At 34.4% G+C, this 23,001-nt stretch carries 20 protein-coding genes and 2 pseudogenes; 13 read left to right on the plus strand and 9 right to left on the minus strand.

Annotated elements, in window-relative coordinates:
* Positions 1 to 42 precede the first annotated feature (42 nt).
* Entirely contained in the window at positions 43 to 855 is an 813-nt protein-coding gene (locus D1606_RS14805) for a YitT family protein (protein ID WP_233548129.1), read from the minus strand.
* 498 nt (positions 856 to 1,353) lie between these two features.
* Between D1606_RS14805 and yycF the strand changes: the two genes are divergently transcribed.
* From yycF to rlmH, 8 genes are all read left to right on the plus strand, one after another.
* The gene (gene yycF, locus D1606_RS14810) at positions 1,354 to 2,064 is read left to right on the plus strand and encodes a response regulator YycF (RefSeq protein WP_119416795.1); all 711 of its coding nucleotides are present in this window, start codon (positions 1,354 to 1,356) and stop codon (positions 2,062 to 2,064) included.
* Positions 2,065 to 2,070: 6 nt separating this feature from the next.
* Entirely contained in the window at positions 2,071 to 3,894 is a 1,824-nt protein-coding gene (walK, locus tag D1606_RS14815; protein WP_119416796.1) for a cell wall metabolism sensor histidine kinase WalK, read from the plus strand.
* Positions 3,885 to 5,225: a YycH family regulatory protein gene (locus D1606_RS14820; RefSeq protein WP_119416797.1), complete on the plus strand. Its 1,341-nt coding sequence runs from the start codon at positions 3,885 to 3,887 to the stop codon at positions 5,223 to 5,225. Before walK ends, D1606_RS14820 begins: the two co-directional genes overlap by 10 nt.
* Positions 5,212 to 6,045, plus strand: coding sequence for a two-component system regulatory protein YycI (locus D1606_RS14825; protein ID WP_119416798.1), 834 nt, complete (start codon positions 5,212 to 5,214; stop codon positions 6,043 to 6,045). The genes D1606_RS14820 and D1606_RS14825 overlap by 14 nt, the downstream gene beginning before the upstream one ends.
* Positions 6,046 to 6,057: 12 nt before the next feature.
* Entirely contained in the window at positions 6,058 to 6,846 is a 789-nt protein-coding gene (locus D1606_RS14830) for an MBL fold metallo-hydrolase (protein ID WP_119416799.1), read from the plus strand.
* A 225-nt stretch (positions 6,847 to 7,071) separates the two neighbouring features.
* The gene (locus D1606_RS14835; protein WP_119416800.1) at positions 7,072 to 8,313 is read left to right on the plus strand and encodes a S1C family serine protease; all 1,242 of its coding nucleotides are present in this window, start codon (positions 7,072 to 7,074) and stop codon (positions 8,311 to 8,313) included.
* A 173-nt stretch (positions 8,314 to 8,486) separates the two neighbouring features.
* Positions 8,487 to 8,651: a CxxH/CxxC protein gene (locus tag D1606_RS14840; RefSeq protein ID WP_119416801.1), complete on the plus strand. Its 165-nt coding sequence runs from the start codon at positions 8,487 to 8,489 to the stop codon at positions 8,649 to 8,651.
* A 90-nt stretch (positions 8,652 to 8,741) separates the two neighbouring features.
* Complete coding sequence (gene rlmH / locus D1606_RS14845) at positions 8,742 to 9,221, plus strand: 23S rRNA (pseudouridine(1915)-N(3))-methyltransferase RlmH (protein ID WP_119416802.1); 480 nt, start codon at positions 8,742 to 8,744, stop codon at positions 9,219 to 9,221.
* Positions 9,222 to 9,413: 192 nt separating this feature from the next.
* Here rlmH and D1606_RS14850 read toward each other — a convergent pair whose 3' ends face one another.
* Positions 9,414 to 10,565, minus strand: a complete 1,152-nt coding sequence (locus D1606_RS14850; RefSeq protein ID WP_119416803.1) for a YhgE/Pip domain-containing protein — start codon at positions 10,563 to 10,565, stop codon at positions 9,414 to 9,416.
* A 129-nt stretch (positions 10,566 to 10,694) separates the two neighbouring features.
* Between D1606_RS14850 and D1606_RS14855 the strand changes: the two genes are divergently transcribed.
* Positions 10,695 to 11,282, plus strand: a complete 588-nt coding sequence (locus D1606_RS14855; RefSeq protein WP_119416804.1) for a TetR/AcrR family transcriptional regulator — start codon at positions 10,695 to 10,697, stop codon at positions 11,280 to 11,282.
* 91 nt (positions 11,283 to 11,373) lie between these two features.
* Here the strand turns inward: D1606_RS14855 and D1606_RS14860 are convergent.
* A pseudogene (locus D1606_RS14860) lies at positions 11,374 to 12,977 on the minus strand (MFS transporter).
* A gap of 293 nt (positions 12,978 to 13,270) precedes the next feature.
* Between D1606_RS14860 and D1606_RS14865 the strand changes: the two are divergent.
* The 3 genes from D1606_RS14865 (at position 13,271) to D1606_RS14875 (ending at position 14,561) form a co-directional block, all read left to right on the plus strand.
* Positions 13,271 to 13,519, plus strand: a complete 249-nt coding sequence (locus D1606_RS14865) for a hypothetical protein (protein ID WP_119416805.1) — start codon at positions 13,271 to 13,273, stop codon at positions 13,517 to 13,519.
* Between the two features lie 164 nt (positions 13,520 to 13,683).
* Complete coding sequence (locus D1606_RS14870) at positions 13,684 to 14,316, plus strand: NUDIX hydrolase (protein WP_119416806.1); 633 nt, start codon at positions 13,684 to 13,686, stop codon at positions 14,314 to 14,316.
* Positions 14,317 to 14,408: 92 nt separating this feature from the next.
* Positions 14,409 to 14,561 carry a hypothetical protein gene (locus tag D1606_RS14875; protein ID WP_233548127.1) on the plus strand — a complete coding sequence of 51 codons (153 nt, stop codon included), beginning with the start codon at positions 14,409 to 14,411 and terminating at the stop codon, positions 14,559 to 14,561.
* Positions 14,562 to 14,713: 152 nt separating this feature from the next.
* Here D1606_RS14875 and D1606_RS14880 read toward each other — a convergent pair whose 3' ends face one another.
* The 4 genes and pseudogenes from D1606_RS14880 to D1606_RS19220 form a co-directional block, all read right to left on the minus strand.
* Entirely contained in the window at positions 14,714 to 15,904 is a 1,191-nt protein-coding gene (locus tag D1606_RS14880) for a M14 family metallopeptidase (RefSeq protein WP_119416807.1), read from the minus strand.
* Between the two features lie 155 nt (positions 15,905 to 16,059).
* Complete coding sequence (pgeF, locus tag D1606_RS14885; protein WP_119416808.1) at positions 16,060 to 16,821, minus strand: peptidoglycan editing factor PgeF; 762 nt, start codon at positions 16,819 to 16,821, stop codon at positions 16,060 to 16,062.
* A 98-nt stretch (positions 16,822 to 16,919) separates the two neighbouring features.
* A pseudogene (gene bcaP, locus D1606_RS14890) lies at positions 16,920 to 18,307 on the minus strand (branched-chain amino acid transporter BcaP).
* A 437-nt stretch (positions 18,308 to 18,744) separates the two neighbouring features.
* On the minus strand, positions 18,745 to 18,873 hold the full coding sequence (locus D1606_RS19220) for a hypothetical protein (protein ID WP_255416326.1): 129 nt from the start codon (positions 18,871 to 18,873) through the stop codon (positions 18,745 to 18,747).
* A 269-nt stretch (positions 18,874 to 19,142) separates the two neighbouring features.
* On the opposite strand from D1606_RS19220, the gene D1606_RS14895 reads away from it, so the two are divergent.
* Positions 19,143 to 19,499 (plus strand): hypothetical protein, encoded by a 357-nt coding sequence (locus tag D1606_RS14895; protein ID WP_119416809.1) that lies wholly within the window; start codon positions 19,143 to 19,145, stop codon positions 19,497 to 19,499.
* Positions 19,500 to 19,568: 69 nt separating this feature from the next.
* Here D1606_RS14895 and D1606_RS14900 read toward each other — a convergent pair whose 3' ends face one another.
* Positions 19,569 to 20,630, minus strand: coding sequence for a hypothetical protein (locus tag D1606_RS14900; RefSeq protein ID WP_233548128.1), 1,062 nt, complete (start codon positions 20,628 to 20,630; stop codon positions 19,569 to 19,571).
* A 218-nt stretch (positions 20,631 to 20,848) separates the two neighbouring features.
* On the minus strand, positions 20,849 to 22,810 hold the full coding sequence (locus D1606_RS14905) for a methyl-accepting chemotaxis protein (RefSeq protein ID WP_119416810.1): 1,962 nt from the start codon (positions 22,808 to 22,810) through the stop codon (positions 20,849 to 20,851).
* Positions 22,811 to 23,001: the final 191 nt, after the last annotated feature.

The following is a 23,001-nucleotide window of genomic DNA, read 5'->3' on the forward strand; positions in this document are numbered from 1 at the left end:
AAAGAAGCAAGTATGCATTGGGGTGCATACTTGCTTTTTCGTTTAGTGAATATCTCTCTTTTTAAATCTTCCGCCTCGTACTTCCGCGATATTACCAATTGCTAAAAAAGCATTGGCATCTAATTCTCCAACAATTGAAGTAAGTTTTGACTCTTCTAGACGAGTAATTACAGTAAAAATCACCTTTTTTGAATCACCAGTGTAAGCTCCTTCTCCAATCAAGTACGTGACGCCACGTCCTAAACGATCCATAATAGCTCTACTTATCTCATCATATTCTTCACTAATAATATATACAGCCTTTGATTCATCTAGACCTTGAATCACTATATCGATCATCTTGTAGGCGATAAAATAGGCTAGTCCTGAATACATTGCTTGTTCCCAAGTAAATACAAAACCCGCCACACTAAAAATAAGAAGATTAAAGAACATTATGATTTCGCCAACTGAAAATGGTAATTTCTTATTAAAAAGGATAGCTAAAATTTCCGTTCCATCAAGTGATCCGCCATAGCGAATAACGAGGCCGACTCCGATTCCAAGTACTATCCCACCAAACACAGTCGATAATAGTAAATCTTTCGTAAATGGTTCTAAATGATGAAGCATAATTGTAACAGTTGATAATGTTGTAATTCCTAGAGCAGTTGATAAGGCAAAGGTTTTACCAATTTGCTTATAACCGAGGAAAATAAATGGAATGTTTAAGAGGAAAATAAATATTCCTAGAGGTAAATCTGTTAGATGAGAAATGATGATGGAGATCCCTACAATTCCGCCATCTAATATCCTGTTCGGGACTAAAAAAAGTTCAAGTCCAATTGCCATAATACAGGCACCTAGAATGACCATGATGATTCTTTGAAATAGTTTTTGCTTAGATAACTTTTTGTTTATTTTACTAACATCTTTAGCTTGCGAGAGCACTGACTCTATGCTCCGTTTCGAATCACTCATAAAATCTCCCCAATTCTAAATAAAATAATTGCTATATTCATATTTTATCTGAAAATTTAGAAATAAAGAAGAAAAATATATTTAACATTCACATCAATTTATTGGCCATACAATGAATGGACTTCAATTTAAAAGAAGTTCAAGCTGGTGGTAAGAAATATAGTTCCTTTCACCCTTCATAATAGGAATTTTAGATATTCTTTTTTATGGTAAAATTATTAAGATGGTCATTTTTGTTGTCGATAATGGTCAATTTATTACCCAGGAAATGATATACTCCTGAATTTGTGAAAGATGCGTAGAACATAAAAGCATGTTAGAGTTAATATATACATTTTTATAATCTAACAGTAACGAACAACCTAAACTGATCGTAAGAAAGGGGAAAAGACTGTGGATAAAACAATATTAGTAGTAGATGATGAAAAACCGATTGCAGATATATTACAATTTAATCTAGTAAAAGAGGGGTACAAAGTAATCTGTGCTTATGATGGAGACGAAGCACTAGAAAAAGTAGAAGAAATAAAACCAGATTTAATGTTACTAGATATTATGTTACCGAAACGTGATGGTATGGAGGTTTGCCGTGAAGTGCGAAAAAAATACGACCTACCAATCATTATGTTAACAGCAAAAGATTCAGAAATTGATAAAGTATTAGGGCTTGAACTAGGTGCTGACGATTATGTAACGAAACCATTCAGTACACGTGAACTAATTGCACGTGTGAAAGCCAATATGCGTAGACACCAAACGGTTACAACTACTGAAGAATCAGTAGAAGAAAATAATGATATTGTTATAGGATCTCTAGTTATACAACCAGATGCATACTTAGTATTAAAGCGTGATGAATCAATTGAATTAACACACCGTGAATTTGAATTACTTCATTATTTAGCAAAACATATTGGTCAAGTAATGACCCGCGAACATTTACTTCAAACTGTTTGGGGCTATGATTATTTTGGTGATGTTCGAACTGTTGATGTAACGATTCGTAGACTACGTGAGAAAATTGAAGATAATCCAAGTCATCCAACCTGGATTGTAACTCGTCGCGGAGTAGGGTACTACTTAAGAAACCCTGAACAGGAGTAAAGGAAAATGCAGAAGGTTCGCTTTTTTAAATCGGTACAGGCAAAAATTGTACTGATTTATGTACTGCTTATTTTAATTGCCATGCAAATAATAGGGTTATATTTTGCAAAGCAATTAGAACAAACATTAAAAGAAAATTTTGAGACATCTATTACGGATCGCTTAAAACTTGTCAGATTTAGTGTGAAAGAGGAAATATTGAAGGAACGAACCGACAATGATCCAACACTTGAACAAAGTTTAAAAGGTGTATTAAATGAAGTATCTTCAGAGGATATCAAAGAGATTAGGGTAGTAGATGCAGATTATAGAATTTTAGCATCATCAGATATGAGTAATCAATCAATTATAGGGCAGCGCTCAATGGAGCAATTGGTAAGAGACTCATTACGTACCCAAACGCCAACTGAAAAAATAGCATTGGATAAGAAAACAAGAAAGAGAATTTGGGTAGTTGCAACTCCTATTAAATCGAATGGTAAAGTAATAGGGACACTTTATGTAAAGTCTAATATTGAACGTATATTTGAACAGATGAATGAAATTAATCAGATATTAGCAGGTGGTACGGCATTAGCCTTAGCTATTACCATTATATTAGGGATTTTCATCGCTAGAACTATTACGAAACCTATTTCGGATATGCGTAGACAAGCACAGGCGATGGCTAAAGGTAACTTTTCTCGGAAAGTTAAAGTGTATGGGAATGATGAAATTGGCCAATTAGCCATTACGTTTAACCATTTAACCAATAGGTTACAAGAAGCTCAATCAACTACTGAAGGTGAACGAAGAAAATTAGCCTCCGTTTTGGCAAACATGACAGATGGGGTTATAGCAACTGACCGAAAAGGGAAGATTATCCTTATTAATACCCCTGCACAAAAGTTATTAAATGGAGAACATAACGAATTAATGGGGAGACCATTAGTATCTGTTTTAGGTGTGGAGAAGGAACATACATTTGAAGACTTAATCCATATGAAGGACTCAATTAATCTAGATTTTAGTTCTCCTGAACGTCCGTATATTTGGCGTGCAAATTTCTCTGTTATTCAAAAAGAAACAGGATTTGTTAATGGTCTTATTACTGTACTCCATGATATTACTGAGCAAGAGAAGATTGAAATGGAGCGCCGCGAATTTGTTTCCAATGTATCACATGAATTGCGAACACCACTTACAACAATGCGTAGTTATTTAGAGGCATTAGCTGATGGTGCCTGGCAAAACAAAGATTTGGCTCCACAATTCTTAAATGTTACACAAACAGAAACAGAGAGATTGATTCGCTTAGTAAGTGACTTATTACAACTATCACGAATGGATAGCCGAGAGTATGAAATTAATGCAGACTATGTAGATTTCAATAAATTCTTTAATCGAATAATTGATCGATTCGAAATGTCTAAATCTAAAAATGTTGAATTCGAGCGTATGTTACCTACATTACCTTGTTATGTTGAGATTGATACAGATAAGATTACTCAAGTAATCGATAATATTATTTCAAATGCTTTGAAATATTCACCAGACGGTGGAAATATTCGTTTTGGCATGACGGCTAATGAAGGATTATTAACTGTTATGATCTCAGATGATGGTATGGGGATACCAAAGGAAAATGTAGAACGTATTTTTGACCGCTTCTATCGTGTAGACCGGGCAAGAGCAAGATCAATGGGAGGCACAGGATTAGGATTGGCCATTTCTAGAGAAATGATTTTAGCACATGGAGGAAAAATTTGGGCTGAAAGTGAAGAAGGCGTCGGAACAACAATCTTCTTTACTTTACCTTATGAAGAAGACGAGGCAGGTGAGTGGGATTGAAATATATCGAGCAGATAAAATCAGTCATACTATTTGTCTTAGTACTTTTAAGTATTACTTTAACCTTTTCAATTTGGACATATAGGCCAAACTATGCTCCTCTTGAAAAAACAAAGTCCGTAGATATTTTAGTTGGAAAAAAACTTCAACTTGTAGATATTATTAAGCCATATCGAATGGTTTTTCATCAGGATGGTATGTGGCTTGGAACCGATCAATCAAAAGAGATGAGCGGAATAATAGACCAAATGCAAAATTGGCAAGTAACAAATCCTACACTAGTAAGTGGTAATTTGGATTCTTCTAAAATAAACCAACTAGTGGCAGGGAATCAACGTTATACACTATTCTACTCATCGGAAATACCATACTCTATTTTCCAAGACTTTTTGCCAACCACTGAAAATAAAGTGAATGATATATCTTTTGATCAAATGATTGTAACCTGGAATCAATTATCAAATTCAGGGGAATTGACGGTCTTTTTTGCCAATACTGCCGAGGAAAAGTTATATAAAGCTAAAGCACATGTAAAGAGCAAATCTATTTTTGAAAAACAATTAGTTCGTTTATCGCATGACTTAGAAAGATATTCTGTTTTTTACCGAGAAAAGGGGACAGCCCTTTATTTGCCAACCAAAGAATCAAAAATGATACAGTCAGCTTATATTGTCAATAATATCTCGGTTGATAAATTTAAAAATGCAGTATTTGCGAATCCTGAGGTTGTAAAGAATAGTTTTGATGATGCAAATGTAGAAGAAAACTTTACAGATGGCGTTTCTATAATGAAAGTTAATAGTAATAAGAGAGTTTTGGATTACGTGAATACAACAGCTTCTGATAATCACGAGAGAGTTGAAAAGTCAAAACTAATCATAAATACATTTGATTTTATCAATAGACATGGAGGTTGGACTGGGGATTTTCGATATGATTCTTTAGATTATGAAAATAATAAAGTAACATACCAACTTTACATGGGGGATTATCCCGTATATGCTGACCTATTAGATACTTCCACCCAGATTGTAACGGTATGGGGAGACAATCGAATTGCAGTATATGCCCGTCCATATTATAAGCTTGTACCTAGCCTTGAGAATACCACTTTAACAATAACGGGTGGTCAAGAGGTGGTTGACAATCTTATGAAATTAAAGACAGTAAATTTCAAGGATATTAAAGAAATTCGCCCAGGCTATTTCTTAACAAAAAATGGACAAAACGCTTTTATCTTTAAACCAACATGGTTCTATTTAGTAAACAATAAGTGGTCACCATTACAAACTACTACAGTAGGAGGAGGTGGCCAAGTTGGATTGGAATAAAACGAAAACGATTTTTATCATTGTTTTTTCGATATTAAATGTTTTCCTATATACAATGTATGTAAATCGATACAATGAAGCAAAGATGATAGAACCAATTGGCAATACGGATATTTCTACACGATTAAAAGATGAGAATATAACTGTAAAGAGCAGCGCAGTAGATGGTGAAAGTGTTTCTTATATATCCGGAAAGGTGAAACAGTTCACGAATAAGGAATTAACATCTTTACAAAACCAACGTATTCAAATTATTAATGGCGGAACTGAAATCCAAGCGAAGATAACAAAGTTAAGCTCTTTACCAGATATTACGGATGAATTATTATCTGATTTTGTGAGGAAACAAGTTTATAAAGGTAGCTCGTATAAGCTCTGGAAGGTTAATAAAAAGGATAGAGAAGCTATTTTCTTCCAAATTTCAGATGATTATATGATTTATTACAATCAAAATGCAACTGTCAAAGTGCATTGGAACGATCGTTTAGAAATAACGGATTATGAGCAAAAAATGTTTGATTCATTAAAAAGCTTTGGGGAAAAGAGTACGTTGATCAAAGCACAACGAGCTATTGAAATTATCTTTGATAATGGATATTTGCCTGCTAACTCAACTGTTTCAAAGACACAACTTGGTTATTCTACTCTTGTTCCATTAACAGAAACGCAAGTACTTTGCCCAACATGGTATATTCATATCATATTACCGAAGGATGTAAATGGCGAAAGGAAAGAAGCGGATTATTTTGTTAATGCAGTTGATGGTACAATAGTTGATATTGAGCAAAATGTAAAAGGAAAAGAACTAGAAAAGCAATAAGGGGACTTTAAAATGCAGTTCAGTGTATTAGCTAGTGGTAGTACTGGTAACTCCATTTATGTAGAGAGTGGAGAACATTCTTTTATCGTCGATGCAGGGTTGACAGGTAAAAAAATGGAGCAGCTCTTTGAAAAAGTGGACCGTGATATAAAAAAGTTGAGTGGTATTCTCGTAACGCATGAACATTCAGATCATATTAAAGGTGTTGGCGTATTAGCCCGAAAATATAATATCCCGATATTTGCCAATGAAAAAACATGGCAGGCGATGGATGGTCTAATTGGTAATATACCTGTAGAACAACGATTTCAATTTGATATGGAAACAGTAAAGACGTTTGGTTCTTTAGATATTCAATCTTTTGCTGTTTCCCATGATGCAGCAGATCCAATGTTCTACTGTTTTCATGAAAATGGACAAAAGCTTGTTGTTATTACAGATACAGGGTATGTCAGTGATCGTATGAAAGGAATTATAAAAGGCGCTGATTCTTTTGTATTTGAAAGCAACCATGATGTGAGTATGTTGCAAATGGGACGTTATCCATGGTCAGTAAAACGCCGTATTTTAAGTGATCTTGGACATGTTAGCAATGAGGATGCAGCTGTTGCAATGAGTGAAGTTGTTGAACAAAAGTCCACACGTATATATCTTTCTCATCTAAGTAAAGATAATAATATGAAAGATTTAGCAAGAATGAGCGTTTCACAAACTCTACAATCATGTGGTATTATGCCAGGCGAATTTGTCCACTTATATGATACAGACGCCGAAGAGCCAACAGAAATAGTCACTGTTTAAAAACCCCCCCAATTTGAGGCAATCCTAATGTTGGATTTTACACTAACTTTTTAGGCCAACCTTAAATCGGGGGATTTTTTGTGCGAAAAATGGGGAAGTTATAGTAAGTTCACTTTATATTCTTTGTATTTTGAACTGATTTTAAATTTATTTTCATCTAATTTTAATCTTTGCATTATAAAGTAAAAGTATGAAGCGCTGATAGTTACAGAAAGGATGAAGAACATGGGCTATTATGATAATGATGAAACTCGAAGTAATAGAAAAGGTGGTAGTAAAGCCGGATACTTTTTCAGCGGTATTATAGGCGTTATTGTGGGAGCATTATTAGTATGGCTCTTGTTACCATCTATGGTTGGCTATTTACCGGGTGGAACAGAATCATCAACAACTACTACAACAAACAAAACGTCAACACCTCAAGTCTCAACTGAAGTCTCAACTAATGTTACAGATGCAGTTGATAAAACAAAAGATGCAGTTGTTGGCATTACCAACATTCAAGAAACACAAATGGATTTATGGGGCAGTATTCCATTCCGAGATGGCACAAATGGTAAAAGTGGAGATAACGAACAAGAAGCAGGCAGCGGCTCAGGTGTTATTTATAAAAAGGTTGGCAATAAAGCGTATATTGTGACTAACAACCATGTTGTTGAAGGTGCAAATCAGTTAGAAGTTACACTCTCAGACGGATCAAAGGAGCAAGCTAAACTTGTCGGAACTGATATTTGGACAGACTTAGCTGTGATCTCTATCTCAAGCAAAAAGGTCAAAACAATTGCTACTTTTGGCGATTCAGATAAATTAAAACAAGGTGAATCAGTTATTGCTATAGGTAACCCGTTAGGAATGGATTTCTATGGTTCTGTAACAACGGGTGTAATCTCTGGTAAAGACCGCACAGTTCCAGTTGACTTGAACGAAGATGGTACTGAAGATTGGCAAGCAGAAGTTTTACAAACAGATGCAGCCATCAACCCTGGTAACAGTGGTGGTGCTTTAGTAAATCTAGCAGGGCAAGTCATTGGTATTAACTCTATGAAAATTTCCGAATCAACTGTTGAAGGCTTAGGATTTTCTATTCCAATCAACACTGCAATTCCTGTAATTGATGAATTACAACAAAAAGGTAAAGTGGAAAGACCTTCAATGGGAGTAGCTCTTATTGATTTAACAGATGTGCCAGAATATCATCAAAGACAAACTTTAAAATTACCTGAGGAAGTAACATCAGGTATTGTTGTTAGCGAAGTAGTAAAAAATTCACCAGCCTCAAAAGCGGGGTTAAAGAAATATGATGTCATTGTTGAAATGGATGGCGAAAAAGTTGATAATTCAATCGCCTTGCGTAAAATCCTCTACAATAAGAAAAACGTTGGCGATCAAGTGAAAATAAAAGCTTATCGTAATGGGGAAATAATTCAAAAAACATTAACTTTAGCTGATAGTTCTAAAACACAATGATGTGGATAACTAAAATTAAATCTTAAAATCCCAAAATTTTAAAAAAGCGAGCAAAGAAAGTAAACGCCTAACTTTCCTGCTCGCTTTTCATTTGTTACAATAGGTTGTGGATAACAATTGATAAATTGTGTATAAGTCTGTGGAAATCTAAAATATTGAAAGGAAGAAATATTTTGAAAATATATAGCTGTGAAACCCATATAGGACACGCTTTAGATATGTTTGTTGCAATAGAAAAAGAGGTACCAATTATGGAAAAAGTGGAGGATGAAAAAAAGTTATCCACAAAGTGTAACTATTGCGAAGAGCAAGCAACATATATTGTGGCGAACAAATGAGCGCATGCAATATCTTGAAATAGCCTGTGGATATGTGCATAAGTCTTGTGGATAATTTGTTTGTAAATTTAACATGAAGGTGGATAACCTGTGAGTATTACAATTATTAGTGTTGGGAAATTAAAAGAAAAGTACTTGAAAATGGGTATCGAGGAGTATGTCAAAAGACTTAATGGATATACAAAAATAGAACTCATAGAAGTGCCTGATGAAAAGGCACCCGAACAACTTAGTGAAGCTGAAATGGAAATTGTAAAGAAGAAAGAAGGCGAACGCATTCTTTCGAAAATCACACCCGATCACTATGTACTAGCATTAGCTATTAACGGTAAAATGCGCAGCTCGGAAGAACTATCAAAGACCATTGAAGATCTCCTGACATATGGTCACAGTAAAATTGCCTTCGTCATTGGCGGATCACTAGGATTGCATGATGATGTCCTAAAGCGTGCGGATGATAAATTATCATTTGGCAAAATGACTCTACCACACCAACTGATGAAACTGGTATTGGTAGAGCAGATTTATAGAAGTTTTCGAATAATGAAAGGTGAACCGTATCATAAGTAGTAGCCTGATCACAAAACACAATATCAATATAAGCCCCACATTATGAAAAAAATATCAATTTTCTCAATGAGAAAATTGATATTTTTTGTTTTATCCTGCTGATTTCATACTTTTGTAAGAAGCTGAAAACAATGAATCTAGTTAAAAGCAATTTTTCTAGATGTTTAACGACTAACAAGATTACCAATACTCTTATTCATTGTCAGTTTTTTGCCCACGTACTGGTTTGAAAATAGACAGTAAGTAAATCACTAAACCTACAATACCAATGCCAGCGATAATATTGAATGATTGCCCAGTGTAGAAGCCGCCACCGAAGTAGAAGATTTCACGTAAACCTTCGGAAGCAAAGCGAAGTGGAATCCAAGGGCGAATAAAGTTTACAAAGAAACTTGGAAGCATTTCTTGTGGTGTCATAAGAACACCCATACCTAAAAGCATTACAACCATGAATAACGTAATGGCTGGTTTTCCGATCCATGCAGTAATAGCTGAAACTAATAAGAAGAAACAGAATGCTGCAAATGATACGAAGAAGGCAACTAAGAAGTAGCCTGGCATGTTAATACCAGCGATCTGTCCTAATGTTGCAACAGTAAAACCTGAGAATAGGGCAATAATAATCCCAAATAAAACTTGGCCACCCATTAAGCGTAACGTTTGTTTACGTGTTAACAATTCCCTTTTCATAATATTTGATGTCGATAAGAATAAAATGAAACCACCGATTAATGCACCTACCCAAGCAGGCACTGCCATTAAGGTTGGAGCACTACCATTTGCTGTAGAAGCAGTAATTGCATTGAATACTTTCTCTTCAGAAACAATTGGATTTGCGAGTACAGACGCTTTGTTGGCATCAATTTGTTGACCGTCCATTTGTGTGATAAAGTTTGTAGAGTATTGATTGCTCAATTGCGTAATTAAAGCGTTTAAAGCAGTCTTTGCAAAGTTTGCACCTGTCATGTTAAAGCCTTGGTTAATATAAACTTTTAAAGTTGCTGGAGCGTTATTTGAGACAGCATTTTGTACGCTGTCATTATAACCTTTAGGAATAACTAATGCTGCATAATACTTTTTATCATCAAATAAATCTTCAATATTTTCCTCTTTTTCATTTGTAAAAGCTAGCGCAGGTTCTTTGCCATTAGTACCTTTACTCATTTGTTTGATGGCTGATTTTACAACATCTACATGTTCGCCCTCATCATTCACAATCAGTGCAACAGGTAGATTTTTCACTTGTGGATTTCCTTGAGCGAATAAATTTACCGAGAATAGAGCGATGATTATAATAACAGCAATAGGAGCAGCCCATGCTAATTTTTCTTTAAATAATTTCATTGAATTCATCCTTTCTCAATTTTCAACATGTTGTTTAGTAACATGCATTTATCTTATAATTTTTATGAATATAAAAGCAATGAACAAAAGTAAACAGGATGTTGAATTTTCAAAAGGAAGGTGATTTTTTTGAGTATTTATATAGAGAAAAATAGAAGAACAAAACAACTTATTCAAAAGTCATTTATGTTAATTTTAGAGAAAAAATCGTTTGAATCGATTACAATAGGGGACATTACAAAAGCAGCAAAAATCAATCGTGGAACATTTTATTTACACTTTAAAGACAAATATGATTTGCTCGAACAGATTGAACAGCAGTTATTTAGTGATTTAGGCACTCATATCGATGACTTGCAATCACAATATTCATCCACAAGTACGTTTAAAAAGGAACAAGAGGATTTAGCTGTTACATTGTTTCAATTTATTGAAATACATTCGCCAATGTTAAGAATATTTTTAAGTGATCGTGGTAGAGCCGGTTTTCATATTCGATTTAGAGATGCTTTTTCAAAAAAGGTACGCCTAAATCTAGAGAAAAATGAAACTTTCAATGAAAGGCTAAAGTTTCCAATTGAATACTTTTTATCCTTTATTACATCTGCTTTTTTAGGATTAATCGAACAATGGGTTCAAAATGGTTTAGATAAAACGCCTCAAGAAATGGCCATGCTATATATTGATATTATTTCCTTTATTCAAAATAAAGAATGATACAAATCACTCGAAAATATTAGTCAAATATAACAGTAAAAGACCACAGAATAAGTGGTCTTTTATTTTCTTACGGAACAGTTTCAGCCCTTTATCGTAGGCTTTTGTTCCGAATAGGTTTTAAAATAATTGCTAATAGAACAATAATTGCTGCAATCACAACAGTTGAGTAGAATAGCCCACCATATCCATCTTGAGCAGCGGTTAATGTAATTTGATCTACGCTTGACTGAATGATTCCTTTTAACGTTGGATCCTGTATATGTTCTAAAATTTTGGAGTAATCAATTTCGGATGAAGAACTCGTTGGAGCCATAGATCCGGCAACTTGTTGAAATTCTTGTAATGCTTCTGGGCTTAAATCAGCTTTCTCCATCTTACTTTTTAAAATTGTACCAAAATCATTTTGGAATAGACTAGGAATTTGGTTAAATCCACGTACAATGAATCCTGCATAAATGGTTGGGGCAATGGTCATTCCTATTTGACGAGCAAGAGAAAGTCCTGCTAGTGCTGATCCTTTATCCTTTTCAAGACGTTCTGTCGCCAAAATATTCAATGGTGCTCCTAAAAGAATACCAATCCCAAGACCAGCAATACATGACGAAATAATAAATTGCCATTTTGCATCTATCCATGTAGGGAATAACAAAAATCCAATTGCTGTAATGACTCCTGATAAAAATACAGCAAGAATAGGACCTTTTTTATCAACAAGTGCACCACCTAGTCCAGCACCGATACCAGATGCTAATGCTAATGGTGTCATCCAATAGCCAGAGTTTTCAGCAGCAATTCCTAAGACTTGTTCTGAGAAATATAGATCATTCCCGCAAGTAATGCCCCTGACAACGCACCGATTAATAATGTCAGTAAGTAAGTAGGGCGAACTAATAAGCCAACTGGTAATATGGGATCTCCATTACGTTTTTCTAATGAACGATTATAGAAGATTAATCCAGCGAATAAGACGATCCCCGCGATTAAGAAGCCATAAACATTAAAAGTTGCAAGGCTCTCTAGTAAGGAGGTACCTTCAATGTTAGTTAAACCATACATAATACTAAGAACGGCTAATGAAAGCAGAATTGTTCCGATTAAATCTAGCTTTCCTACAGAAGGTTCTTTCGTTTCTTGGATCTTATAATAGCCTAAAATAATTAAAATGATGGCAATTGGCACATTTATAAGGAATAGTAAATGCCAATTCCCTGTTAAATCTAAAATGACACTACCAAGGTTTGGGCCTAAAATGGCTCCAACCCCGTTCATAGCACCTAATATTCCAAGCGCTTTCCCTTGTTTTTCTGCAGGAAATGTACTTAAAACATGTGAGCTACCAATGATGAAGATTCCACCACCACCCATTGCTTGGATGAATCGGGCTACTAAATAAAAAGCAAAATTTGGGCTTAGTGCTACAAGTAATGAACCAAGGCCGAATAATGCAACTTCAACAATAAATAGTTTCTTTCGACCGTATCGGTCTGAAATTTTACCTACAATCGGTATACTAATTGCTAAACCTAGTGTATATATTGTTACACCCCAGGCTCCCCAATTGGCAGGAACATCGAATGAGCTATTTATTGTTGTTAGAGCAGCACTAATAATCCCGTTATCTAATGCAGCCATTAGTACGCCAATACAGAACAACGTGATCGCCCAAGTTGGACTCGATGATTTATGACTCATTCTTTCATCTTCCTTTCTATCTTTATTTAAGACTGTAAGATATCTAAAAAATATATGCATGAGGTGAATCATAAAGAGATATGGAGATTATAACAAATAATTTACAGTGATGTATATTCGTTATATATGACTAGGATGATCTAATAAATGTGTAGTGCCCAAAAAAGTAAGTGGAGGTGAATCAATCGCTAAGTCAGATTTAATTTAGTCTACAGCTAGAGAAAAGTCCAATTGATATAAAAAAATAGACATACCATATATAGAGCGATACTATACATTGGAGGTGATATGATATGCCATTTTATCCGCCACCAAATCCAAGAAGAAGACCCCAGCCTCCATATAGACAAGGGTTTAGAACACCTGATCAATTTAGAGGACAGAGACAGCCTTTCTTTATTCCAAATCAACAACAACCTCCACAATTTAGAAGTAGAGAATTACCTAATCACTTAAATACTATTATGGGCCACGTCGGAACTATAACGAATGGAGTTAATATGATGAGGCAATTAGGATCCATTATGAGTTTATTTAGATAGTATTTTTGTACATTTATTAAGACAAGAAAACTTCATGAGAATGCCCCACTAAAAAGTATGCAGTGAGAACACGTTCCCATTGGATACTTTTTCATTTTAGTATTCTTTATCCACTCCTCTATTAATGATACGATAAAAACAATAAAATATTTGGGGTGAGGGAGATGTTCCTAGAGAAATTAGAGAATCAGTTAAAACAACAAAAGTCATTATTCATAGGCGAGGACACAGCTTTTCGCTCATCAGTTTTAATACCGTTAGTTCAAGTGGATGGAGAATGGCATATCTTATTCGAGGTGCGGTCATTTACACTAAGAAAACAACCTGGGGATATTAGCTTTCCTGGTGGCCAAATTGACTCAACAGATTTAACCCCATTGGATGCAGCATTACGTGAAACAATTGAGGAATTAGGTGTTGATGCAAGGTCTATAAATCTGGTAGGCCAACTAAGTCCTTATATTGCTTCGCCTTCATTTGTAGTTTACCCATTTGTAGCTACACTTGAATTACATCAGCTCAATCTTAGTCAGGAAGAGGTTGAAGAAGTATTTACAGTACCGGTCAAGTGGCTTTTGAATTACGAGCCTTATATGCATTTAGTATCTGTTAATCCTGTACCTTCAGCGGACTTTCCTTTCGAAAAAATTGCGAACGGCACTCAATATCAATGGAGAATGCGATCGATGGAAGAATGGTTTTATGATTATGAAAAGTATACAATATGGGGGTTAACAGCTAGAATCTTAAAGTACTTTATAGAAATCATTAAATGTAAAGAATCTAAAACAGATTGAATGTTTTTGTTCAAAAAGTGATATCACTTTTTGAATTAATCTTTATACTTAACTTGTTGTCTATAAAGATACTTTTAAGGGGAGGAAGAACGTTGAAGTGGCTTACAAAAAATAAAGCAATCCTTTTTGTCGTAATGATTATAATTATATTCGTCGCTGGTTTATTGGATATCAAATATAAGGGACTATTCTATCAAGTATTACCTGATTCAATTCAATCATACCTAGCTAACTTCTTTCATTAAGTAAAGACCTAAAAGTAGGTAAGCTAGAATATATTCGAATTCAGATGCTGAATTATACGAGGTAAAAAAGGCTGAAAGAAGTTTGAAATAAACAATAAAAAGCAGGGAATCCTGCTTTTTTATTGTTACATTAAGTATGAAATGTAGAAAAGTTATAGATATAACCCTGCTAGGAAAATCCCAAGTACATCTTGATAGATTTTATCAAACTGCGATAATGGTAATGGATTTTCCCCTTTACCAAGTTCAACGGTAAAACCTGGCCTTCGCCATTCCTGAATGAACCAATCCTTATAGCCAGCAAGACTATCCAATATTTGAACCGGTTTATAACCGCTCACTCTACTCAACTCTTCTACCATTATTTTCGACTTAGAGGGTTCCAGTCCTTCAAATCCCCAATATATCTCTTCCCCTTGTGTATGAAGTGCAAAAACCCTATCAAAATTTTGTTTTCTGGTCAGTTCAGCCATTGCAATAACTTCAGGTTCAGTAAAAGGTTGTTTTCCACCATAATCTCTCGGTCCAGGACTTTTTGGATTATGTTTTCTTTCCTTTTCCCATTCAGCCGGAAATTGATCATTAAGGTCTACACCTCTTATATTGGCCTTCCATCCTGAAAAATCCAAACGATTATTATTCCAACTAATGACTTGCTCTTTCCATGGTCCACTTGAACCAGGGCCATTTAATACAAGGTTAACACCATCGGGATTAACCATTGGAACAATTGATAAAGTGGTTTGTTCATAGAGTTGTGACGGTGATATGTCACGAATAACACATGCATTAGTTAGCGATAATAAATAATCATTTAAAAAGGTCATGACAATAGGAGTTGTAATCCATTCATTCGCATGAAATGAAGCATTGTAGTGTACCTTTTTATCGCCTGAACCAATTTTTATTTCGGGTAAATCGTGACCGAGTACAGAATTTCCGATAGAGGAGACTTTTAAAAATGGGTAAATCCTTTGAAGATGTTTAATATCAATCATCATGATATCGTGGTCATAGTCTTGCTTTCCAAATATGATTCTCGACGTCACTCTTTGGGGAATTTTAATGGTTTGACCAATTTGTAAATGGGTTGGGGAGAGATGAGCGTTTGTGAGAAGGATGGTTTCTACTGGTATTCTTTTTTTCTCAGCAATTCCCCACAAAGTGTCTCCAGAAATGGTCTTGTAATTGACTGTTCGGAAACCTGGAATTTTGATTTGTTCGTTAATTTGAAGACTTAAGGGGTTGATATTTGGATTTGAATCCATGATTAACTGGAGGTGAATTTTAAATAATTGGCTGTAGAGCCAAAGTGAATCCCCAGGCCTAACAAATATATCCAAGATGATCCTCCTATTTAAAAAGATGCTAATCATAAAAGTATATGTTATAGATTGAAGTTTATTATTATGTAATTTAGCTATTATCTTGAAGAGTTATAAGGGATAAAAGAAAAAGAACAACATGAAACGCCCATATTGATTGGACGTCATGTTGATTATCTTTTTTTCATGATAAAAGTCAAATGTCTTCCAGCTTTTTTGTCTTGTCGATATGAAAAGCCTTCATCATTTAAATAGGTACAAGTAGAGTCAATTGTTATATGGTCAGAAGGAATGCCAGCTAATAGACATTGTTTTTTAACTGTTTTTTGATTATCAATATGATACTTATGAGTTTGAGTGTTGTAATACATAAAATCGTCCGCATAATCAAGGGCTTTAAATTTTAGATAGACATCCTCGTCTACTTCAAATTTTTCCTGACTTAGTGCTGTACCAATATAGATGTGCAAGTTGTTTGGGTCACATTGTTCAATATTCTTCAAATGTTCAATTGTTTTTAATGTTATTTCTTTGATGGTTCCTTGCCAGCCGGAGTGGATTACTCCTATGATTTCTTTCTTTTCATCGTAAAAGGTTACTGGCACACAATCTGCTGTGAATGAGCCTAGAAGAAGATTAGACTCGTATGTGTATAGTGCATCTGTATCTTGAATGGCAGTGTCTTTGCTTTCAGATCCTTTGCCTTGATCAGCTACGGTTACTTTATGAATATTGGCACTATGAGTTTGATTAGCACAAACAAATTGATTTAAATTACAATTTAAACTAGCAGCTAATTTTTTTCGGTTTTTGATGACGTCTTCTGAATCCAAACATGTATGAAGTGCCATATTTCCTTGTTCCAGCTCATTGGGTTCTTTCATAGTAATGCCTGCAATAAATTTTTCATTATCCAAATAAATTTTTGTTTTCATAATCATCACCTGCTTTTAATATATAGTAATGTTTTCTCGATGTATAGGCATTTGGAATTTAAAAAAGCCCCTATGACACAGGCCATAAGAGCTTTTGATTATTTGTTAAGTAAGCTATGCTTTTTACCATAGATAAAGTAAATGATTAAACCAATAACAATCCAAATACCACAGAAAATAATGGTGTGTATAGATAGTTGTGTCATTAAGAAAATACATAAGACGAAAGAAATGATTGGAATGATTGGATACAGTGGAACTTTGAAGCCATCTGTTGAAATTTCTTTGTTTTTACGTAATAGGATTACACCGATTGAGACAACAGTAAATGCTAGTAATGTCCCCATATTAACGAGTTCAGTTAGTTTATCTAATGGAACAAAACCTGCACAGAATGAAATTAGTGTTGAAGTAATCCATGTATTTTTTTTCGGTGTCTGATGTTTAGCATCAACTTCGGACATTACTTTAGGCAATAGGCCATCACGACTGAAAGCATAAGTTAGGCGAGTACTACCGTAAAGCATTACAAGTATAACCGTCATCATTCCAATAACGGCTCCAAGTGAAATGATGCCTGAAACCCAATCTTGATGAACAAGTTGCATGGCAAAGCTTACAGGGTTGCTAACATTTAAATCTGTATAAGGAACCATACCAGTTAAAACAAGTGATACTGCAACATACAAGACCGTACAGATAAGCAATGAGCCTATAATTCCGATTGGCATATTACGATGTGGATTTTTCACTTCTTCAGCAGCAGACGATACTGCATCAAATCCTAAATATGCAAAGAATACTAGTGCTGCACCCGATAGAATACCACTCGTGCCAAATGGCGTAAAAGGTTTCCAATTCGTAGGTTCAACATAAAATACACCAACTACGATAAATAGTAAAATAACCAAGACTTTTAAACCTACCATGACAGTATTTAATTTAGTCGATTCTTTTACACCTTTTGTTAGCAAAAATGCAAGGATAAAGATGATAATAATTGCTGGTAAATTAACAAATGTCCCATTTGCCGGATCAAAGGAACCTGAAACGGCCTTTGGTATATGAATATTTAGTCCAGCTAATAATGAGTTCAGATAGGCAGACCATCCTGTAGCTACAGCAGCAACAGCTAGTCCATATTCTAAAATCAATGACCATCCTACAATCCAAGCAATTATTTCCCCAATACTACATAGCTATAAGTATAGGCACTACCCGTAACAGGGATGGATGATGAAAATTCAGAATAACACATTGCAGCAAAGGCGCAAACGATAGCAGCAAGGATAAAGGAAAAAATAATCCCCGGACCTGCATGCTCAGCGGCAACAGTCCCTGGGAGTATGAAAATTCCGGTATCTACGATTGCTCCTACACCAAGTAACATTAGATCAAATGCACCAAGTGTTTTATTTAATTGAACCTTTCCATGTTGATGTAACAGTTGGTCAACTGATTTTTTTCGGAAAATAGTATTTTTCATTAGATACACTCGATTCTATTTTAAAAATCTCTTTTATATACGAACCTACTATGGATTATTACATATTGGGCACGTTTGATTTTTATTATATAAAAATTCTAAACATTTATGTAATGTGCGTCAAATAAATTTGTCGAATTTAGGCGATTTTCATCGAATAATGACAACAATTCGAAAAATAATAGCAATTTTCTACTTTGAAGCGTTGAAGTGATAAAGTGTGCGATATAAAAGTAAGTTTAAATCTTAATACTATTAAAATAAGCTGTAGAGAAATGTACTCCCACATTTCTCTACAGCTTTATTATTAGGATAAGTATGATTATAACAGTTTTTCATAGCGAATAACGTAACCTCGGATAAATGATCTGTATTTTGACTAGTTGGTTATAAGTGATTCTGGACTTATAGCCTCCTTATGCCTTTTCTTAATGGCTTTACTTAATTGCGGTCTTTTTTGCCGCATCATTTGTTTTTGCCTTTTTCTCAATATTAATCTTAATGGTTGGTTTTTTGGCAGCACTTTCTGCAATTTTTCTCTCCTGTTCATGTTTATTTAATATCATTTATAAGCAATTTCTTATAATCATTCTTTAATCTAATTGAATAGAGTTGTCCGGAGAATCACCCTTGCTTGAATTTTTAGAATCTAATTCTAAAGGCGTAAAACTTTGTCTGTACTAAATCTTTATGCTAGAAAAGCCTAAAATATGATAGAAGAGCAATCTAATATTAAAGTTTCCTCTGAATTTTCAAATATTAGTTTACATTTCCTACATAATTTTATATAATACCAATAAGACAACTAGGAAATAGAAATGGAGGAGAGGTTGAAATGAATACAAATGCTTTTTTTAGATCGACAATGGCGAATAATTTTACAGCTAGAAAGTTTTTTAAACGAGTAGCAAATGATATTGAGAGCCAATTAAAAGAATGGCATGATGATATCCAAGTAACAATCGAAACTTGGAGAACTTATTCATTGTGCGTTCAACAAGGAGAAAGAACATTCCAAGTGGCATTATCAAAAAATTTTGTAGACATTCTTCAACATGAAGCTCCATATGCTTTAGATGCGACACTTTGGAATGGATTAATCAAACAAGGGTTGGAAATACAAGATACAGAAGGTAATTATTTAGATATTGCATTAGATTTCCATAAATATGAACAGCAAAAACTTGCCTGATTTTAGCTTATATTCAAAGAGGGTCATCCAATAAAAAGTTGGATGACCCTTTTAGGTACTTGTTAATTATTAAACATCTTTGCCTTCTATTGCGACATCTTGAATTTCTGTTTTAAATTTTGTAATATCCCATTGCAATTGATTTTGTACAAAACCTAGCCCATCTGCATGATATCTACCTGCAATTTTTTGATATCCTAAAAGTTCATATACTCCATCTCTATCAAAATCAACTGGATATAGTCCACTTAATGGGTCAACCCATCCTTCAATAGGTGCTTTTAGCGTGCCGTCAGTATTATAAATTTCAGCTAAATAGTCTTTTCCCTTATAGCGTATGTCTAAAATATACTGCTTTTTAGGTGATGAACTTGTAACTCTTACTTTATAAAAATTCTCATATACTACAGTGTACTTAGAGTGTTGCTGGTATTTGTCGCCGTCAAATATTTGCCTCGTTTTTCCGTAAATAAAGGAATAGATATCTGTATAAATTGTCCCACCACTGCCACCCGTATCAATCGTGATTAATACATCCTTTACATGATTTCCTGTAAAGTCTCCGAGAAAAATTGTCGGGTTATAGCCACTATTATTTTTTAAAGGAATTTCTTCATATATATTTTTAGAGTGTTGGAATAGAATGAGATGGATGTTTTGCCAAAATGGACTATCGGGTTTCTTAGTACCTGTTAAATAGATAGTATCTAAAACACCATCTCCAGTCACATCTCCATAAGCCTTTGTAATGACGACTTGAGAAGAATTGACAGGTAATCTTTCAAAGCCATTTGGTGTCCACTGCAAATAATCTAAATATGAAGGTAGATTGTTGGTCTGCCATTCGATGACTAATGTCTTTTTAGTACTTTCATCTAGCTTTATGGCATATAGCCCGGCAATTGTATGTTCATCTATTTTTAGATGAATCATCGGCTGCCATTGTAGGTTAATTTGTTTGAGCAAGAGCAGAAAAGTATCACCTTGATAGATATAGGCACTAACTAATTCTTCTATTGAATCGCCGTCAACATCAACATGTTGAACTACAGGACCAACTTGAGGTAATTCTAAAATAGTAGCAGTGGGAGGCAAAAAATATCGGATAAATTGCAAATCATGATTAATCATAAATTCCACCTTTTTGTGTATAAGATTAATAATCATAAATAGGTTATCAGTATCAAACTCATGCATGTTTTATTTAAATTTATGCTGAATAGAAATTAATATGAAAGGGGGAGAATATTCTTTTTGGATAGTACAACTTATTGCATGATAAAAAATTTGATATCAAAAAGGCTCTAAAAGTATTGATATTACTTTTAGAGCCTTTTAGGTTGAGTTATTTAGTTTATTTTAAATTGTTGTATAGCACTTTGTAACTCTTCGGCCATATTTAGTAACCCTTTGACTGAGGTTTCTACAGCTTCCATAGAAGATAAGGACTCTTCTGTAGAAGCGGCTACTTCTTCAGAAGCAGCGGCATTTTCTTTGGCTTGATGGTTTAACTCAATTGATGTAGCTGCTAATTGTTGAGAAGATGCGGATATTTGTTCAGCTGTTGCTGAAACATTTTCAATTTTAGGTGTGATATCCTGCATACTTGCTATAATAGCTTCAAATTTTGTAGCTGAATTTTGGGAAATTGTAATTCCTTCTTGTACATCTTCTAAAGTTTTTAACATAATTTCCACAGCATCTCCAGAATCTTGTTGAACAGCAGTAATGAGTTCAGCAATTTTGGATGCAGATTGTTGTGAGTTTTCAGCAAGTTTTCGAACTTCATCTGCTACAACAGCAAAGCCTTTACCGTGTTCACCAGCTCGTGCAGCTTCAATAGATGCATTTAGTGCTAGCAGATTTGTTTGATCGGCAATATCACCGATAATATTCAAAATTGCACCGATTTCTTTTGTGCGATTATATAAGGAACGGATTTTAGTATCAGAATCTGTTACGGACTGATGAATTGAATCCATTTGGGATACCGTATGTTGAATAGATTGCTGACCATCTTCTGCTTGTTTAGTAGCATTTGCAGAAAGTGTAGAAACTTCAGAAGTATTGTCTGCAATGACCATTATACTTTTTGAAATTTCTTCAACAGCATTTGAGTTTTGCTCTATGTTCACCGTTTGTTGTTCGGTGTTCAAGGTAACGTGTTGCATGGCAGAAGAAATTTGCTGTGCTACTGCGATATTTTGATCTGTACTAGCAGAGAGATCTTCAGCAGAAGAACGAACATGCAAGGCATTTGTATTAACTTTATGAATGATTGAAGCAAGGTTATCTTTCATATGGTTAAATGATGCAGCTAGTTTACCAATTTCGTCTTTAGAGTGAATAGCAATATCCTCAGTTAAGTCACCTTCGCTAATTTTTCTAGCGCTGATTTCTAATTTGTTGATAGGGTTTATAATTGAGCGAACCAAGAACATTATTAAAATACTTCCAACGACGATGAATATAAGTTGTACGATGAAGTTTGTATATAGCGTTGTCGATGCAGCGTCTATAGCCTCTGAAGTAAAGGTAGTACCAATTACTTTCCACCCAGTTAACTTATTCGTCTCAAATAAGATTTGTTGGTTATTATATGATGTTTGGCCTGAATTCTTAGCCATGACATGATTCATATAAGATTCAGAAGCAGCTTTGCCACTTTCTTTATGAGGATGAGAAATAATAGTCTTATTATTATCAACTAACGTGATAAATCCTTTTTTACCGATTTGGACCTTATTCGCTATATCTTTAAGGGTGTCAATTTGAATATCAACTCCGACAACCCCAGAGCCATCTTCTAACTTTTTCGAAATGGTAATAACTAACTGACCAGAAGTTGAAGAAATATAAGGCTCTGTTATGATTACTTGTCCATTGTTTTGCATAGCTTCCTGATACCAAGGTCGTTCTCTGGGATCATAATCTTTTGGATATTTGAAGTATGGCATCCGAATCATTTGCCCCTTAGATGTACCAACATATGCCATGGCAGCCTCTGGATGTTCATTGACATATTGATCTAGTATATTACGAAGCTTAGAATCTTTAGAGCCGTTTAAAATTGAAGAAGTAACTTTTTTTGAAAAGTACTCAATATCATGAGTTTTAGGCTGAATAGTGTTTGTAATCTGTGTATTTAATAGACTGATATTAGATTTGGCGCTATTGACCTGCTCTTCTTCTATTTGCCCCTTAGCGCTATTGTAAGAAATCCAACCTAATATAAGAGAAGGAATTATTAACGCGATTAAAAATGCGCCGATTAATTTATTGCGAAGCGTCCAACTAAAAAAATTTCCCATTTGAAAATCCCTCACTATAGTAATTGCAAAATTTTTAATTATTAAATGATTAAATATACATAAACCATGTATACTATTATATATTATATACATAGTAAAAAGATATCAATGCTTGATTTGCGAATAGGTCTGTTTTCCTTTATAAATTATTTCTTTCTTGCATCTTTTGTATTTTTATTTATAAATATATA

The sequence above is a fragment of the Rummeliibacillus sp. POC4 genome (assembly GCF_003576525.1).
Taxonomy (GTDB): Bacteria; Bacillota; Bacilli; order Bacillales_A; family Planococcaceae; genus Rummeliibacillus.